Raw genomic sequence first — 15,909 nt, forward strand, 5'->3', positions numbered from 1 at the left:
ACTTTACGGCCGGGCCTGGCGCGCCGCCATAGGACGGGCGCCACAGCTGACGTAGGAATTCAGGAAGAAAACAGGATGGCCCAGAACAGCATCAGCAAGCCGGCAATCGACACGCACCATACGAGCGTGCGCACGACGGGCACGCCAAACGCGTACAAGGGCAGGTACAGCACGCGCGCGGCCAGGTACAGAGCGGCGCCGTACAGAGTCAGCGCGCTTTCCTGCGCCGTCACGTGGGCGATCAGCACGGCGGCGGCGAACAGGGGCAGGGTTTCGAACAGGTTCGCCTGGGCCCGGCGCAAGCGGGCCGTGATCTTGCCCACAGGCGGCCCGTCGCCGTCGCGCGCGCTCACGTTATAGGCCGTGCCCGTTTCGCGCGTGCGGAACAGGGCGGGAAGCAGGATTTGCACCAGCGCCAGCACGAGGGTACAGGCCAGCATCGTCAGTTCAGGAGTCATCCATTTTCCTCTGCAGGGTGAGACGGGCAAGTCGTGGGAGCGCGTGCCTGTCAGGGTTGGTCGAGTGCCGCTTGCAACTCCAGCAAATCATAGGGCTTGCGCAAGACGCTGGCGGAAAAGCCCAGCTCATCCATCGACTCCTTGCCATATCCCGTGGAAAAGATAATGCGCATATCAGGTTTATCGCGCAGCACCATGCGCGCCAGCGCGATGCCGGACATGCCGGGCAGGCTGACATCCGTAAACAGGATATCGAAGTCTTGCTCGTTGAGCAATTTCCACGCCGCCTCGCCATCGGACACGCCGCTGACCGTGTGGCCCAGCATACCCACCAGTTCGCACACCATCAGCTGCGAATCGAGATTATCTTCCACCACGAGTATCTTCATCGATGTCGGCATGTCCCCCTGCGGTTCTGGCGCATGCCCCGTCAAGTCCAGCCCCGGCGTGCCGCCTGCCAGCACGCTGGCCGCCAGGCCACCACCCGCTTGCGTGCCGGCCACCGGTGCGCCGGACCGTTCAAACTGGCGCGCGCGCATTTGCTGCTGGCGGTTGGCCAGCACATGGCGCAGCTTGCGCGCCAGCTCTTCGCGCCGGTACGGTTTGCTGAGCAATTCCACTCCCGCGTCGAGTCTGCCTTCGTGCACGATGACATCCTGCGCGTAGCCCGACGTAAACAAGACGGCGATATCGGGCTGCAATTCGCGCGCCTGGCGCGCCATCTCCGTGCTGCTGACGGGACCGGGCATGATCACGTCCGTAAACAGCAAGTCGATCTGCGCGCCGCTATGCAGCACGGCCAGCGCGCTTTCGCCATCCTCAGCCTTGAGCACCTTGTAGCCGAGCGCGCCCAGCATATCGACGACGGTCGTGCGCACGCCCACGTCGTCTTCCACCACGAGCACCGTTTCCGTGCCGCCCGTGACGACGCCACTCAGTTCCAGTTCCTCGTCCGCTTCGGCCATCAGGGAACGGGGCAAATAGATTTTGACTCCCGTGCCCACGCCAGGTTCACTGTAAATACGGATATGGCCGCGGCTTTGCGTGACAAAGCCATACGCCATCGACAAGCCCAGGCCCGTGCCCGCGCCTTCCGGCTTGGTGGTGAAGAACGGCTCGAACGCGCGCTGCAGCACGGGGCCGCTCATGCCACGGCCCGTGTCCGTCACCGACAGCATCACGTACTGGCCGGCAGGCACGTCGACCAGGTTGTGCACATACTGCTCATCGAGCACGACGTTGCCCAGCTCGATGGTCAGCTTGCCCACGCCATCCATGGCGTCGCGCGCATTGATGGCAAGGTTCAGGATGACGTTCTCGATCTGGCCGCGGTCGACCAGGGTATTCCACAGTCCGCCGCCGCCCACCAGCACGATGTCGATCGCTTCGCCCAGCGCGCGCCGCAGCAGCGCATCCATGTTGCGCACCACGCGCGCCAGGTCGGCCACCACCGGCTGCAAAGGCTGGCGCCGCGCAAACGCCAGCAGATGCGACGACAGCTTGGCGCCCCGCTCGACGGCGGCAATCGCCGTATCGAGGCGCTGGCGCATGACGCCATCCGTGCCCGCCAAATGCTGCAGCAAATGCAAATTGCCGGAAATGATTTGCAGCACATTATTGAAATCGTGCGCGATGCCGCCCGTCAGCTGGCCCACGGCTTCCATCTTTTGCGCCTGGCGCAAGGCGTCTTCCGCCTTCGTGCGCTCACCGACTTCCTGTTCGACCCGGTGCTCGAGCGTTTCGTTCAATTCATGCAGCGCTTTTTCCACGCGGCGCCGGTCCGTGATATCCGTCTTGACGGCGATCAAGGAACGCGTCTGTCCCTGTTCATCAACCAGGCGGCTGACATTACTCGACACCCACACTTGCGAGCCGTCGGGCTTCAGGTAGCGCTTTTCCAGCGAGAACGATTCGCCCGTTTCCACCAGGCGCTGGAACAGCACGCTGTTGCCGGGCACGTCCGCCGGATGCATGATGTCGTTCATGTTCAGGCTCAGCAGCTCTTCGGCCGAGCGGCCCAGCATGCAGCACAGCGCGCCGTTGACCCTCTGGAAGCTGCCGTCGAGGCCCAGCTCGGACAAGCCCACCGAGGCCTGGCCGAAAATGGCCGCCATGCGCTCCTGGCTGGCGTTCAGTTCATCCTCGATCTGGCGCCGCTCCGTCACATCGAACGACACGCCCACGTAGCGGCGCTGGCCCGGCACGCGGCCTGCCACCACCTCGCCCTGGCGCGCGATCCAGCGCAGCGCGCCATCGGCGGGGCGGCGGATGCGGTACTCCACGTATTCGAGGGGATTGGGCGCCACAGCAAGCTTGCTCGGTCCGACCTTTTGCTGGTCGCGCGCATCGACCAGGCTCACCAGCAAGCGTTCCGTCACTTCCACCTCGTCGGCAATGCCCCACAGGCGGCGGAAGGTGGGCGACACCAGCATCGCGCCCGTCTCGGGGAACCATTCGAAGGTGCCGATGCCGCCGGCCTGCTGGGCCAGGCGCAAGCGCTCCTCGCCTTCCATGCGTTCGGTGACGTCGATGCCTTCGACGAGGATGCCCGTGACCGCGCCCTCGTCATCCTTGATGGGCTGGTAGACGAAGTCGATCTGGCGCTGGCCCGTCTGCCCGTCCGCCGTCTGCAAATCCACCTTCACCTGGCGTCCCTCGTACGGTTCGCCCGTGCGGTAGACCTGGTCGAGCAGTTCGATGAAACCTTGCTCCTTGACTTCAGGCAAGGCCGCTTCGACTGTCTTGCCCAGCAGATCGCGGTGACCGACCAGGCGCAGATAATGTTCATTCGCCAGCTCGAACACGTGCCGCGGCCCGCGCAGCATGGCCATGAAGCTGGGCGCCTGCTGGAACAGGGCGCGCAGCAGCGCGCGCTCCTCGCCCAGGCGGCGGTTGGCCGCGCGCACGGCCTCGCTCTCGGCCTGCAAGGTCGTGTTGAGTTTGCCCAGCTCGGCCGTGGCCAGCTTCAGCTGGCGCCCTTCTTCCATGCGCGCCGTCAATTCCAGTGCCGTGCACAGCACGCCGTCCACCTGGCCCTCGTTGCCATGCACGGGCGTATAAAACAGGTCGAAGCAGACGTCGGTGCGCTGTCCGCCGCGCAACAGCGGCAAGCAGCATTCTCGGTGCACCTGTGTTTCCCCGCGCAACCCCGTTTCGAGGATGCGCGCATTCCAGTCCCAGATTTCAGGCCAGATGGCCGGCACCGTGCCGCCCAGCGCGGCAGGATGGCGCTCGCCTGCGATCTGGATGTAATCGTCGTTGTAAATCATCACGTGCTGCGGGCCCCACATCAGCACCATCGCCATCGGCGAATTGAGCACGATGTCGACGCTGGTGCGCAAATGGGCGGGCCAGCCATCGAGCGGGCCCAGGCTGGTGGCGGACCAGTCGCGCTGGCGCACCAGCTCGCCCATATTGCCGCCGCCGCGCGGCCAGGCTGGCGCGCTCATGTAACCAATCCCGCTTGCACGCGCACCTGGCACTGGCGCGGGATGCGCACGGTCGCCAGCGTGCCCTGCGCGGCCGTCGAACTGATCTCGACCGTGCCGCCGTGGGCCTTGACGAACATGTTGACCGTGTACAAGCCCAGCCCCAGGCCCTGTCCCGTCCTGCGCTTCTCGCCCGCCTGCTGGAATGGTTCGAACAGGGTCGGCAGCAAGGCGGCCGGGATGACGCCGCGATTGGCGATGCGCAATTCGATATGGTCGGCGGCCCGTCCATCGAGGGCCAGTTGCACGGGCGTGCCCGGCTCGCCATGCGTGATGGCATTGTTTAACAGATTCGAAATGACTTGCGACAGCAAGCCCGCATCGCATTGCCCGTGCAGATTACCCACGCTGCTGACTTCGACCAGCGGCGCCTGGCCCGCCGTCTCGAATTCCTCGACGATGGCGCGCGCCAGCGCCAGGTAGTCGTGCGTGCTGCTGCGCAACTCCATCGTGCCCGAGCGGATGCGCGCCAGGTCCAGCAACTGGTCGACCATGCGCCCCATGCGCTTGGCGCTGCTTTCGATACGCTGCGCCGTGACGATCACCTTCGGGTGGTCGCTCATCATCGGCAACAGCATGGCGCCGTTCATCACCACCGACAAGGGCGTGCGCAAGTCGTGGCCCAGCACGGCAGTGAACAGTTCATTCAGGTGCAAAGCATGCTTGAGCTCGTCGAGCTGGGCCGACAATTCGCGTTTCTGCTGGTACAGCTGGACCAGCACGGCCACCTTGCTTTGCAAGGCCTTCACGTCGATCGGCTTGTAGAGGAAATCGACGGCGCCCGCCTCGTAGCCGCGGAAGCTGTAGCTCGGTTCGCGCGACGCCGCCGTCAGGAAGATCAGGGGAATGCTGCGCGTGCGCTCGCTGCCGCGTATCAGCTCGGCCAGCTCAAAACCATCCATGTGCGGCATTTGCACGTCGATCAGGGCCAGCGCCACTTCATGCGTCAACAGCAATTCCAGCGCTTGCGCGCCCGAGCTTGCTTTCAGGATGACAATACCGGGCCGTGCCAGCACGGCTTCGGCGGCGACCAGGTTTTGCGCGATGTCGTCAACGACGAGGATATGGATAGGTGCGGTCACGGAATCATCTTCAGGCATCGCAACGGCAAGATGCCATCGTGTTTCGATATGAACATCAACATTGTTTCAATTCTCACATATATTACACGCACTACACCACTCCCATTCACTTGTGTTCGCCATCGCCGAGCAATGCCAGGCTGGCGGCCATTTGCGGCAAATCGAGCACGCGGTCGGCGCCCGCCAGCTTGAGCGCGGCCGCCGGCATGATGCCACAACTGGCCCGCTGCGGGTCTTGCACCCAGGCACTACCGCCCAGCTGCCGCACGCGGGCCAGACCGGCCGCGCCATCGGCCGAGGCACCCGTCAGGATAATGGCCAGCATGGTTCGCCGGTAAGCCAGCGCCGCCGTTTCCAGCAAGACATCGATGGACGGGCGCGAAAAATACACGGGCGCTTCCTGCGACAGGGAAAAACAGCCACCGGGCTCGACTTGCAGGTGGTAGTCGGGCGGCGCGAAATACACGACGCCCGCTTGCAGCGGTTCCTTGTCCTGCGCCTCGCGCAAAGGCAGCTGGCAACGTTCTGCATACAGCTGCGGCAACTGGCTCGAGCGTCCCGGCGCCAGATGCAGCACCACCACGACGGCCGCGCGGCAGGTGGCGGGCAAGGCGCGCAGCACGATGCCCAGCGCTTCCACGCCGCCGGCCGAGGCGCCGATGGCGATCAGGCGCAGGCCGTCGGGCGGTGGCGCGACGTCGCAGCCTGGCAGCATGTCAGGCACGCTGGAAGATGCGTTCGGCCGGGCTCAGCTCGTTGAAGCTGTCCGCATGGCGGCTGAAATGCAGGCTTTCCTTCATGCCCAGCCCCAGGAAGCCCCGGTTCACCAGCGCTTCATGGAACAGGCCAAGGCTGCGGTCTTGCAAATCTTTGTTGAAGTAAATCATGACGTTACGGCAGGAAACCATGTGCACCTCCGAAAACACGCTGTCCGTCGCCAGGCTGTGGTCGGCGAAGACGAACTGGCGCCGCAAGCGCCGGTCAAAGATAGCGCCCTTGTAGGCGGCCGTGTAATAGTCGGACAGCGAGCGCTTGCCGCCCGCCAGCTGGTAATTCTCGCTGAACTGGGCGATGCGTTCGATGGGATAAATGCCCGCTTCAGCGGCGGCCAGCGCTTCCACATTGATGTCGGTCGCATAAATCATGCTGCGCTCGAGCAAGCCCTCTTCTTCCAGCAAGATGGCCAGCGACCATACCTCTTCGCCGCTGCTGCAGCCGGCCACCCAGATCTTGATCGAGGGATAGGTATGCAGGATGGGCACGACTTTTTCGCGCAGGGCACGAAAATACGCGGGATCGCGGAACATCTCGCTCACTTGCACCGTGAAAAACTGCAGCATCTGCGCGAACATGGCCGGCTCGTGCAAGATGCGGTCCTGCAATTGCGACAGGCTGGCGCAGCCGAAGCGCTCCATGGCCTGGCGCATGCGCCGGCGCAGGGACGCCACGGAATAATCGCGGAAATCGTGCTGATAGCGCAGCAGTATTCCCTCAAGCAATAACTTCAGTTCTATATCGAAAATATCGTCATCTAACAACATCCACCTCATCGGATACCTGACCATTGAACAGCGTGCAAAGCGCAGCGCGCAGTCACTGCCAAATGCTAGCAGATCGCCGGCAATTATCCTGTAGAGAAAGTTTCAGTTAGGTACGCTGGCGTACACTCACGCGTTTTTTTCGGCTCTGTCCTCGACAAGTAGGGGAATTCCGGGAATCTTCCCGTGTCCCTGCTGTCTGACTGAGCATCGCAGACAAGCGGGAGCCTTCCATGCAGCCAGCCCAATGGAAAACCTTCATCGCCCAGTTCGCCGAACTGAACCGCCGCCAGCGCCTGGCGGGCATCGCCCTGCTGCACTGGGCCGCATCGCAAGACGTCGCCGTGGCATTGATCGAAAGCGTGGCCCGCCAACAACCGCACTGTCCGGTTTGCAACAGCAACCATGCTCACCGGCACGGCCATGCGCACGGACTGCAGCGCTACCGTTGCGTGCCTTGCGGCCGCACCTTCAATGCACTCACCGGCACGCCGCTTGCCCGCTTGCGCCACAAGGCGCTGTGGCTTGAGTATGCCCATTGCATGCTGACATCGGATTCCGTGCGTAAGGCGGCGTTACAGCTGGGCGTGCACCGCAATACCACGTTTCGCTGGCGCCACCGGTTTTTATCATTGGCAAAAACGGACCGGCCCCATCGCCTGCATGGCATCGCCGAAGCGGACGAGCTGTATGTACTGGAATCGGAGAAGGGATCGCGGCATTTGACGCGCCCGGCGCGGCGCCGTGGTGGTCATGCCTTTAAACGTGGCATATCGAATGAGCAAGTCTGCATCCTGGTGGCGCGTGACCGCACTGGGCAAACCCTCGATTTCGTCACGGGAAAAGGAGCACTGACCAAGGCACAGCTACATGCTTGCCTGCCACCCGTCATCGACAAGGATATCTTGCTGGTCACCGATGGTCATGCCGCCTACCGCGCCTTCGCCCATGAAGCAGGGGTCAGCCACCAGGCCGTCAACTTGCGTGCCGGCATCCGCGTGCGGGGCGCCGCCCACGTGCAAAACGTCAATGCGTATCACAGCCGCTTGCGGGATTGGCTACGGCCGTTTCACGGCGTAGCCACACGCTACCTGTCGAATTACCTGGGCTGGCGCTGGATACTCGACGCCGGGCGCATCCGCTCGCCAGAAACATTATTGAAGGCAACACTAGGAGCATTCCCACATCTAACGGTGACATAGCCTTTTTTCAGGCATCCACGCCCTTCATGCCTTCCTCCGTATAGCGCGCGCCGGCCGCCATGCCCAAGGGAAAGGCCGCGTTCATCGCCACCAGTTCCGCCCCGTCCAGCCGCACGGCCAGCGCGCCGAGGTTGTCGTGCAAATACGCGATGCGCTTGGTGCCGGGAATGGGAATGATGTCGTCGCCTTGCGCCAGCAGCCAGGCCAGCGCCAGCTGGGCCGGCGTGCAGCCTTTTGCGCGCGCGATGTCCCTCACTTGCGCGACGATGGCCTGATTGCGCGCCAGGTTATCGGCGGCAAAGCGGGGATTGAACTGGCGAAAGTCGCCCGCGTCGAGGCTGGCCGCATCGGCAATGGCACCCGTCAAAAATCCCCGGCCCAGCGGACTGTAGGCAAAGAAGCTGGCGCCCACGTCGCGGCAGGCGGCCAGCACGCCCTGCTCCGGTTCGCGCGTCCACAGCGAGTATTCGCTCTGCACGGCCGCCACGGGGCAGATGCCCGCCGCGCGCCGCAAGGTGGCGGCGCTCACTTCGCACAGGCCCACTGCGCGGATCTTGCCCTCTTGCAGCAGTTGCGCCAGCGCGCCCATCGACTCTTCCAGTGGCGTCTCGAGGTTCAGGCGGTGCAGATAGAACAGGTCGATGCGCTCCACGCCCAGGCGCGCCAGCGACGCTTCGCACGCCTGGCGGATGTAGGCGGGGGAATTGTCGACGCGGCGCGCATAACTGCCCGCCTCGCGCGCCAGGCCGCACTTGGTGGCGACCAGGGCCTGGCCGCGATGGCTGGTCAAAAAGCGCCCCAGCAATTGTTCGTTGTGGCCGAAACCGTAGGCGTCGGCCGTGTCGAACAGGGTTACGCCCGCCGCCAGGGCCGCTTCCAGGGTGGCCAGGGATTGCGCCTCGTCCGTGGCGCCATAGAATTCCGACATGCCCATGCAGCCCAGGCCCAATGCCGAACTGCTCATACCGTTATTGCCGATGCGTCGCTGTTGCATGCTGCTCTCCTCAGTTGTTGACTCGATGCCGCCAGTCTGGGCCGCGCCGGATGACAAGGGAATGCCCAATTTCGTGATACCTTTCTGGTATGAGAGCCCTCGATACCCATGCCTTGACCCTGTTTTGCGCCGTCGCCCGCTGCCTGAACTTTCGCCAGGCTGCGGAGCAATTGCACATGACCCAGCCGCCATTGTCGCGCGCCATCAAGGGACTGGAAGACAAGCTGGGCGCACGCCTGTTCGAACGCGACACGCAAGGCGTGGCCTTGACGCCAGCGGGCCGTACCCTGCTGCCGCAGGCGCTGCACATCCTCGATTTGCTGGAGATGGCACAGCAATCGCTGCGGCAAGACAGCGCACCCGCGCGCCTGCGTCTGGGCTTGACCAGTTCCGTGGCGGCCGGCCTGTTCCGTCCTTTGCTGGCGGCACTGGAGGAGCAACTGGGCAATGTCCGCCTGGAATTGACGGCGGCCCCGTCGCCGCGCCTGGTCGCCGCCGTGCGCAAGGGCCAGCTCGATGCGGCCCTGCTTGCCTTGCCCAGCGCCACGTTCGAACTGGCCGTGCAGCCGCTGGCGCGCCAGCCCATGATGCTGGCCCTGCCCGCCGGGCACCGGCTGGCGAAGAGGCGCAAGCTCAGCCTTGCTGACATCGCGATGGAACCCGTCTACTGGTTCGAACGGGCGCGCCAGCCCGCCTTTTTCGACCATTGCCAGCAAGTGTTCCGCCGGCATGATTTCGCGCCGCATTTCCTGCGCGAAGCACCCGACCACCATGTGCTGCTCGGCGACGTGGCCGCAGGCAAAGGCATGGCGCTGCTGGCCGACTCGTTCCGCGCGCTGCGCATGGATGGCGTGATCTACCGGCCATTGGCGGAAGGCGAGGAATTGGCGGCCGGCATCGGCCTGGCCTGGCAAGCCGACCACGGCCATGCGGCCCTGCCCCTGCTGCGCCAGCTGGCGCAGGAATATCTGAAACAGTGACGGCCGCGCGCGGAGGCGCAAGACGCGCTACCATGTTGCCTTCCCCATTTTCAAGCGCCACCACGACCATGACGTTTACCATCAGCGACGCCGCCTACGGCACCGATACCCCCGCCGCCAAACAAGCCATGTATGCGGACTTGCGCTCGCAACTGCAAGGCTTGCTGTCAGGCGAGACCGACTTCATCGCCAATACGGCCAACTTCAGTTCGCTGGTCTTCAACACCATGCCGGGCCTCAACTGGGCCGGCTTTTATTTCCTCAAGGGCGAGGAATTGGTGTTGGGACCGTTCCAGGGCAAGCCCGCCTGCATCCGCATCAAGAAGGGGCGCGGCGTGTGCGGCACCACGGTGGTTGAAGGCAAGTCCATCGTCGTGCAGGACGTGCATGCATTTCCCGGCCACATCGCCTGCGACGTCAATTCCCGCTCGGAACTGGTGGTGCCCGTGTTTGCGCACGGCCAGATCATCGGCGTGTTCGACCTCGACAGCCCGTTGATTGGCCGTTTCGACGACGTCGACGCGCAAGGCGTCGAATCCTTGGTGCGCGTGCTGGAAGCGGCTATCGTTGCTGAATAACTAGTTGCCCGCCTTGACGGCGATGAATTCGCCCTTGCCGACCGTCGCCAGGCAGGTCGTGTAGCGGCTGTCGGCACGGATGGTTTCGATGAAGCCGGCCATGTCCGCGTAGTGCGAACTGGCGTTGTCGACCACCAGCACGCCGCCAGCCGCCAGCGCGCGGTCCAGCTGCGGCCACCACTGCGCGTATTGCTGGCGCGCGGAATCGAGGAAGATGAAATCGTAGGCGCCGTCCGCCGCATCGCGCAGCACGTCGCCCGCGTCCGCCAGCAGCTGGCCTATCACGCCCTGCAATTGCGCGCGCACAAAATTGTCGTGCGCCATGTCGAACTTGTCCTGCGCCTTTTCCACCGTCACTACCTTGCCACCCAGCGCCTGCACGGCGCGCGCCAGCCACAGGGTGGAATAGCCGTTCGACGTGCCGATTTCCAGCACTCGCCGGGCACCGCGCGCGTGCACCATCACGGCCAGCAATTCGCCCGTGTCGCGCGTGATGTTGAGCATGCGGCTGGCGCGCGCCGTGTGCGCCGCATCATTGGTGTTACCGAATGCTTCGAGTTCACTCAACAGAGTATCGATGCTGGGCATGGTGCCTCCTTGTTCAAAACACCAGCATAGCAAAAAAACTATGCCGGTGCGCGGCGCAGCGGACGTTTCAGATACTGCACCATCACCACGCCCAGCAGGGTCACGCCGCCACCGATCACATCGTAGCTGTGCAAGGTTTCGCCAAGGAACAGCATGGCGATGATCACCGTGAACACGGGCAGCAAATTCATCAAGGTCGTCGCGCGGCTCGGTCCCAGCTTGGCCAGGCCGTGCATCCACAAGAACGGCGCGATGATGGAGGCGGGGATGCCGGCAAACAGCACCAGCGGCAAGCCGGCACCGGTGACAGGCGGCGCGGACTGGCTCAGGTAATACACGAACAGCACGGGCACGGCGCACCAGACCTGTATCAGCAGCGAATGCCAGTTATTCAGGGGAATCTTCCAGCGCTTGAGCAGCACGCCATAGCCCGCATACGACAGGCAGGCCAGCAGCATCAGCGCGTCGCCCACGGCCGCGCCATGGGCCAGCAGGGCGGCCGGATCGCCATGGCTGAGCAAGTAAGCGAGTCCCAGCAGCGACACGAGGCCGCCAAACACGCCGCCCACGGTGGGCGCCTCACCGAGCAGCAGCACGGACAGGCCCACGGCCAGCAGCGGCATCATCGATGCGAGGATGCCCATATTGGTGGCCGTCGTCGTTTGCGCGGCGATGTAGGCGAGGCACTGGTACATGACCATGCCCAACATACCCAGCACAAACAGTTTGCCCAGATACGGTCGCACCACGGAGCGCTGCTTCCATACGGGACGGGCAAACACGAGCGCCAGCAGCACGCCGGCCAGCAGCCAGCGGTAGAACGAGATGGCGGCCGGATCGATCACGCCCACGGCCATCTTGCTGACGATGGTATTGATGGCCCAGATCAGCACGGCGATCACGGGTAACAGATAGTGCTTCACTTGCATGCGGCGTACTCCAGTATTCAAGACCGCCATTTTCGCATGGTCCGATTCCATGGATATAATGAATATCGGACAATCGATGCGAAGAACAGGACAAAGACACCATGGCCAGCAACCAGCATTTCCCCGCCGTTTCCGACACCCTGCCCCATCCCGTGTATTTCCGCCTCGACGATTACCGCGCGCACCAGCAGTTCGATTACCAGAGCCATCCTTGGGGACAGCTCACGTATTGCTCCACGGGCGTGATGGAAATCATGGTCGCGGGCCAGCGCTACCTGTCGCCGCCCCAGTACGCCGTGTGGATACCGCCCGAGACTTTGCACGACGGCTATATCCGCCAGGATGTCGTGTTTCACTCGGCCTACATCGACGCCAGCCTGTGCGCGCAGTTGCCGGCCCAGCCGTGCGCGCTGGTCATGAGCCCCCTGCTCAAAGCCATCCTCGGCGACTTTGCCGGGCGCCATGTCACCACGCCCGCCACCGAAGCAGACCAGCGCCTGGCGCAGGTGCTGGTCGACCAGCTGCAGCTGGCGCCGTGCAGCCGCAACTATCTGCCTGGCAGCGACGAGCCCGTCATTGCGGCGCTGCTTGCGGCCCTGCAGGCGGAGCCCGGCAGTAACCGCTCACTGGCCGAGTGGGCCGCGCAACTGCACGTGACGGAGCGCACCCTGGCGCGCCGCTGCCAGCGCGAACTGGGCATGCCGTTCGGCGAATGGCGCCAGCGCCAGCGCTTCCTGGCCGCCCTGCCCCTGCTGGAACGGGGCGACACCGTGCAGGCGATCGCGCTGGAACTGGGCTACAGCACGGCCTCCGCTTTCATCGCCATGTTTCGCCGGCAAAGCGGCGGCACGCCCGACCAGTTCCGCCGCGGCCTGCGCTGAAAAAGCGGACCGGCGCTATCCGCTTTGTCATATGAGGATGCTAAAATTCAAACATCTTTCCAGAGAGCAAAAGGACGCGCATGAACCCCAGCACCGAGACGGCCACCGATACCCAAGGCAACGAGGACATGCCCCAGGCATCAGCAACGGCCGTGACGGCGCCAGCGCCCCTCAAGCTCGACAAGGAAGAGATACCGACGGTGCTGGGCAAGCTGCGCACTCTGGTGCAGGACAAGACGCGTTTCGAACCGCACGACATCACGCCGCTGGACGAGGAAGACGTACTGCAGGAGTTTTCGCTGCAAGCGAACTACGCGCTCGAGGCGCGCTTCGAGCAGCGCGTCATCAATGGCTATTTCACGCCAGCGGGCAATGACTGCCGCTGCGGCTCCCACGAGGTGGGAGCGCTCGCTCACGCGCAGGAGAAGGAACGGCTGCGCCGCGCGGCGGGCAAGCTCGACAATGCCTTGCGCCAGCCAGGCCAGGCCTACAACGGCGTCGAGGCGGGCGTCTACCTGCCGCACGCCGTCAAGTACTGGCACCTCGATACCTGCAGCAACTGCACCGGCAGCGGCCGCATCAACTGCCACACCTGCTACGGCGCGACGACGGAAACATGCTGGAACTGCCACGGCGGGCGCACCGTCAGCTGCGACGCGTATGGCTGCTACGGCAGCGGCAAGGTGTCGTGCTCGTATTGCAGCGGCAGCGGCACCGTGTCCGAACAAGTCACCGACTACATCACGGTGCAAGTGCCCACTACCACCTACAGCAACGGCAGCTCGCACACCAGTTACCATAGCGAGACGCGGCCCCAGTACCGCACCGAATACCGCTCTTGCTACCATTGCAGCTACGGCAAGGTCAGCTGCAACACTTGCCACGGTTCCGGCAACATCAATTGCGGCACCTGCCGCGCCAGCGGCAAGGTCACGTGCCGCACCTGCAGCGGCGTGGGCGACTTGCGCTGCAACCCGTGCGACGGTTCCGGCAAGGTGGGCAAGGCGGCCTGGGTCGACGTGCATGTGACGCCCGGCTACAGCGTCAGCCTGCCCAAGCAGGCACCCGATGACGCGCGCCGCATCCGCGACAAGGAGAGCGTGCACTCACTGGCAGCCATTGCCAGCAGCCTGGCCCTGGCGAAAGTGAGCATTTACAATGAAGACCAGCCGCAAGAGGTCGACGCCCTGTATGCGGCCAAGCTGCGCATCGTGCGCCTCGATGCATCGTGCAACGCGGAAAAGCACCACCTGGTGGCGTACGGCACGGACTTGCGCTGGCTGACCCTGGACGACATCGTGGAAAAGCTGCTGCGCGGCGACCTCAAGGCGCTCAGCGACGCGCTGGCCGGCAGCGCCGACGACGGCCTGTTCTCGGCCCACGTGCAAGGTTTGCTGACGCCGCTGCGCGACGTGGCCGCCTCGGAACTGAATGCGGACGTGATCGAGTCCGTCCTCAGCGGCGACGCGGACCACGCGCACGTCGATGTCGTCTCCGCCGACTATGCCAACAATGTGCGCACCTGCGTGCTCGGCGCCCTGCGCCAGGTCTACACGCGGCTGGCCAAGCAATTCTGGTGGAAAAGCGCGCTGGCCGCGCTGGCCGTCGCCATCGCCACGTGGTTCTTCGCAGGACGCGGGGCGGCCGCCGTCGCAGGCCTGCTCGTCACGGGCGCCGGCTACTGGCTGTTCAACCGCAAGGTAAAAAACGTGCTGAGCGAGGCGCTGGGCGGCGAGCAGCAAGCCGAACGGGCCATGGGCATCGCCGGCAAGGGACGCCGCAACCAGCTGGCGCAAGTGCTGATCCTCGCGCCCGCCACTCTGGCCGTGCTGGCCGCCAGCTATGGCTTGCCCGTGCGTGTGCGCCCGGCGGCTCCACCGCCGCAAACGGCCATGGCGTCGGCGCCCATCGCGCCCCATGCGCCAGTCCCAGTGCCGCCAGATGCGAGCAGCGCCAAGGCCGTCAAGCTGTACGAAAATGGCGACAAGGTACAGGCGCTGGCCATGCTGGAAAGCCTGGTCGGCAAGGGCGACGCCGGCGCGTATGGCCTGTATGGCTGGATGCTGCTGATGGGCGAAGGCAAGCCCGGCCCCGTCACCGCGCCGACGGCGCAGCAGCGCGAAGCGCGCCAGGTGGCCGCAAAGCCCCTGATCGGCAAGGGCCTCGTGAAAAACGACAGCTATGCGCTGGCGGCGAAAGGCGTGATGCTGGCCGAAGGCTGGCAGGAACCGCGCAACATGGCGCGCGGCCTCGACTTGCTGAAACAGGCCGCGAACAAGGGCAATGCGCAAGCCATGCACTTATTGGGCCTGTACCACGTGCGCGGCTACCAGATTCCCGTCAACCACAAGGAAGCGCGCAAATGGTTCACCCTCGCCGCCGACAAGGGCAGCGCGGGCGACATCTACAACCTGGGACTGATGGATTGGGAAGGCGCGGGACTGAAACGCCCCGACCGCGCCAGCGCCATGCAGCGCTGGAAGATCGCGGCCGCCATGGGCGAAGAACGGGCCATCAAAGCCGTCGCGCAGGGAAAACCTTAAGCTGCCGCCGCCAGTGCCTGCAAGGCCATCGGATTCGGCGTCGGCTCGGCGACTTTTGTCAGCAAGTTGCGGTCCGTGTGGTGGAACGGTTCGTCCTTGCCGCGGATCAGCATGACCGTGTCTTCATCGTAGCCCCACGTGCCGTCGGCGTGGATATCGACCTTGATCCGGTATTCGACGGTGGTGAATGCGTGTTCGAGGAAGGGGTTCGAGCAGATGCCGTACGCCGTCGAATCGCGCTTGGCCACCAGTTCGAAACTGGTGGCGTCCGCCGTCGTCGTGCCGGACGCCATGGCGATCTGGCCGCGCGGAATCGCCAGGGTCTGGATCACGGCGCCCGTGGCCGGCTCCCACAGCCAGTAGCCCACCTGCTCATGGTACGTTTTCACTTGATCCGGCTTGGTGATGTGGATGTAGTAGCGCAAGCCGTAGAACAGTTGCGGGCCGTTGGTGACGGGGTCGATCGGCTGCAGTTCGATGCGCTCGACGAAGGCCTGCTTGCGCGGGCCATCCGCTTTCGGCTTGACGTCCAGGCCGCGCGTGCCCGTCCAGATGCCGGCCATGCCCGTCAAGGGGCCCAGGTTGTTGAGAGTGTGCACGTCGGCGGACGGCTCGGTGTAGATATCTTCGGGAAAATCGCTCATGCGG

General features: G+C 64.4%; 14 protein-coding genes. 5 read left to right on the forward strand and 9 right to left on the reverse strand.

From position 1 onward, the window contains the following. Window positions 1-59: 59 nt before the first annotated feature. The 5 genes from V3C40_RS20080 to V3C40_RS20100 form a co-directional block, all read right to left on the reverse strand. Entirely contained in the window at window positions 60-458 is a 399-nt protein-coding gene (locus V3C40_RS20080) for an MAPEG family protein (protein ID WP_331778345.1), read from the reverse strand. Window positions 459-508: 50 nt separating this feature from the next. Next, window positions 509-3,907: a hybrid sensor histidine kinase/response regulator gene (locus V3C40_RS20085; protein ID WP_331778346.1), complete on the reverse strand. Its 3,399-nt coding sequence runs from the start codon at window positions 3,905-3,907 to the stop codon at window positions 509-511. Beyond that, entirely contained in the window at window positions 3,904-5,028 is a 1,125-nt protein-coding gene (locus tag V3C40_RS20090) for a hybrid sensor histidine kinase/response regulator (RefSeq protein ID WP_331778347.1), read from the reverse strand. Before V3C40_RS20090 ends, V3C40_RS20085 begins: the two co-directional genes overlap by 4 nt. 106 nt (window positions 5,029-5,134) lie before the next feature. After that, entirely contained in the window at window positions 5,135-5,743 is a 609-nt protein-coding gene (locus tag V3C40_RS20095; RefSeq protein WP_331778446.1) for a chemotaxis protein CheB, read from the reverse strand. Window position 5,744: 1 nt separating this feature from the next. Beyond that, the gene (locus V3C40_RS20100) at window positions 5,745-6,578 is read right to left on the reverse strand and encodes a CheR family methyltransferase (RefSeq protein WP_034750609.1); all 834 of its coding nucleotides are present in this window, start codon (window positions 6,576-6,578) and stop codon (window positions 5,745-5,747) included. A 221-nt stretch (window positions 6,579-6,799) separates the two neighbouring features. On the opposite strand from V3C40_RS20100, the gene V3C40_RS20105 reads away from it, so the two are divergent. Next, window positions 6,800-7,768 (forward strand): IS1595 family transposase, encoded by a 969-nt coding sequence (locus V3C40_RS20105; protein ID WP_331778348.1) that lies wholly within the window; start codon window positions 6,800-6,802, stop codon window positions 7,766-7,768. Between the two features lie 7 nt (window positions 7,769-7,775). On the opposite strand, the gene V3C40_RS20110 is transcribed toward V3C40_RS20105, so the two are convergent. Continuing rightward, the gene (locus tag V3C40_RS20110) at window positions 7,776-8,762 is read right to left on the reverse strand and encodes an aldo/keto reductase (protein ID WP_331778349.1); all 987 of its coding nucleotides are present in this window, start codon (window positions 8,760-8,762) and stop codon (window positions 7,776-7,778) included. A gap of 89 nt (window positions 8,763-8,851) precedes the next feature. On the opposite strand from V3C40_RS20110, the gene V3C40_RS20115 reads away from it, so the two are divergent. Together V3C40_RS20115 and V3C40_RS20120 are read left to right on the forward strand one after the other, a co-directional pair. Then, window positions 8,852-9,742 carry a LysR family transcriptional regulator gene (locus V3C40_RS20115; protein WP_331778350.1) on the forward strand — a complete coding sequence of 297 codons (891 nt, stop codon included), beginning with the start codon at window positions 8,852-8,854 and terminating at the stop codon, window positions 9,740-9,742. Window positions 9,743-9,810: 68 nt separating this feature from the next. Beyond that, a complete protein-coding gene (locus V3C40_RS20120; protein WP_070303532.1) occupies window positions 9,811-10,320 on the forward strand; it encodes a GAF domain-containing protein in 510 nt (169 codons plus the stop codon). Here the strand turns inward: V3C40_RS20120 and V3C40_RS20125 are convergent, their stop codons facing one another. Beyond that, window positions 10,321-10,908: an O-methyltransferase gene (locus V3C40_RS20125; protein WP_070303531.1), complete on the reverse strand. Its 588-nt coding sequence runs from the start codon at window positions 10,906-10,908 to the stop codon at window positions 10,321-10,323. Window positions 10,909-10,946: 38 nt separating this feature from the next. Further along, entirely contained in the window at window positions 10,947-11,837 is an 891-nt protein-coding gene (locus tag V3C40_RS20130) for a DMT family transporter (RefSeq protein ID WP_331778351.1), read from the reverse strand. Window positions 11,838-11,938: 101 nt separating this feature from the next. On the opposite strand from V3C40_RS20130, the gene V3C40_RS20135 reads away from it, so the two are divergent. After that, window positions 11,939-12,718, forward strand: coding sequence for an AraC family transcriptional regulator (locus tag V3C40_RS20135; RefSeq protein ID WP_072455213.1), 780 nt, complete (start codon window positions 11,939-11,941; stop codon window positions 12,716-12,718). A gap of 80 nt (window positions 12,719-12,798) precedes the next feature. Then, complete coding sequence (locus tag V3C40_RS20140) at window positions 12,799-15,261, forward strand: hypothetical protein (RefSeq protein ID WP_331778352.1); 2,463 nt, start codon at window positions 12,799-12,801, stop codon at window positions 15,259-15,261. Here the strand turns inward: V3C40_RS20140 and V3C40_RS20145 are convergent. Then, window positions 15,258-15,905 carry an FABP family protein gene (locus V3C40_RS20145; protein WP_219327531.1) on the reverse strand — a complete coding sequence of 216 codons (648 nt, stop codon included), beginning with the start codon at window positions 15,903-15,905 and terminating at the stop codon, window positions 15,258-15,260. The two genes, V3C40_RS20140 and V3C40_RS20145, sit on opposite strands and share 4 nt — an antisense overlap. Window positions 15,906-15,909: the final 4 nt, after the last annotated feature.

It is taken from the genome of Janthinobacterium sp. LS2A (assembly GCF_036543145.1).
Taxonomy (GTDB): domain Bacteria; phylum Pseudomonadota; class Gammaproteobacteria; order Burkholderiales; family Burkholderiaceae_D; genus Janthinobacterium; species Janthinobacterium aestuarii.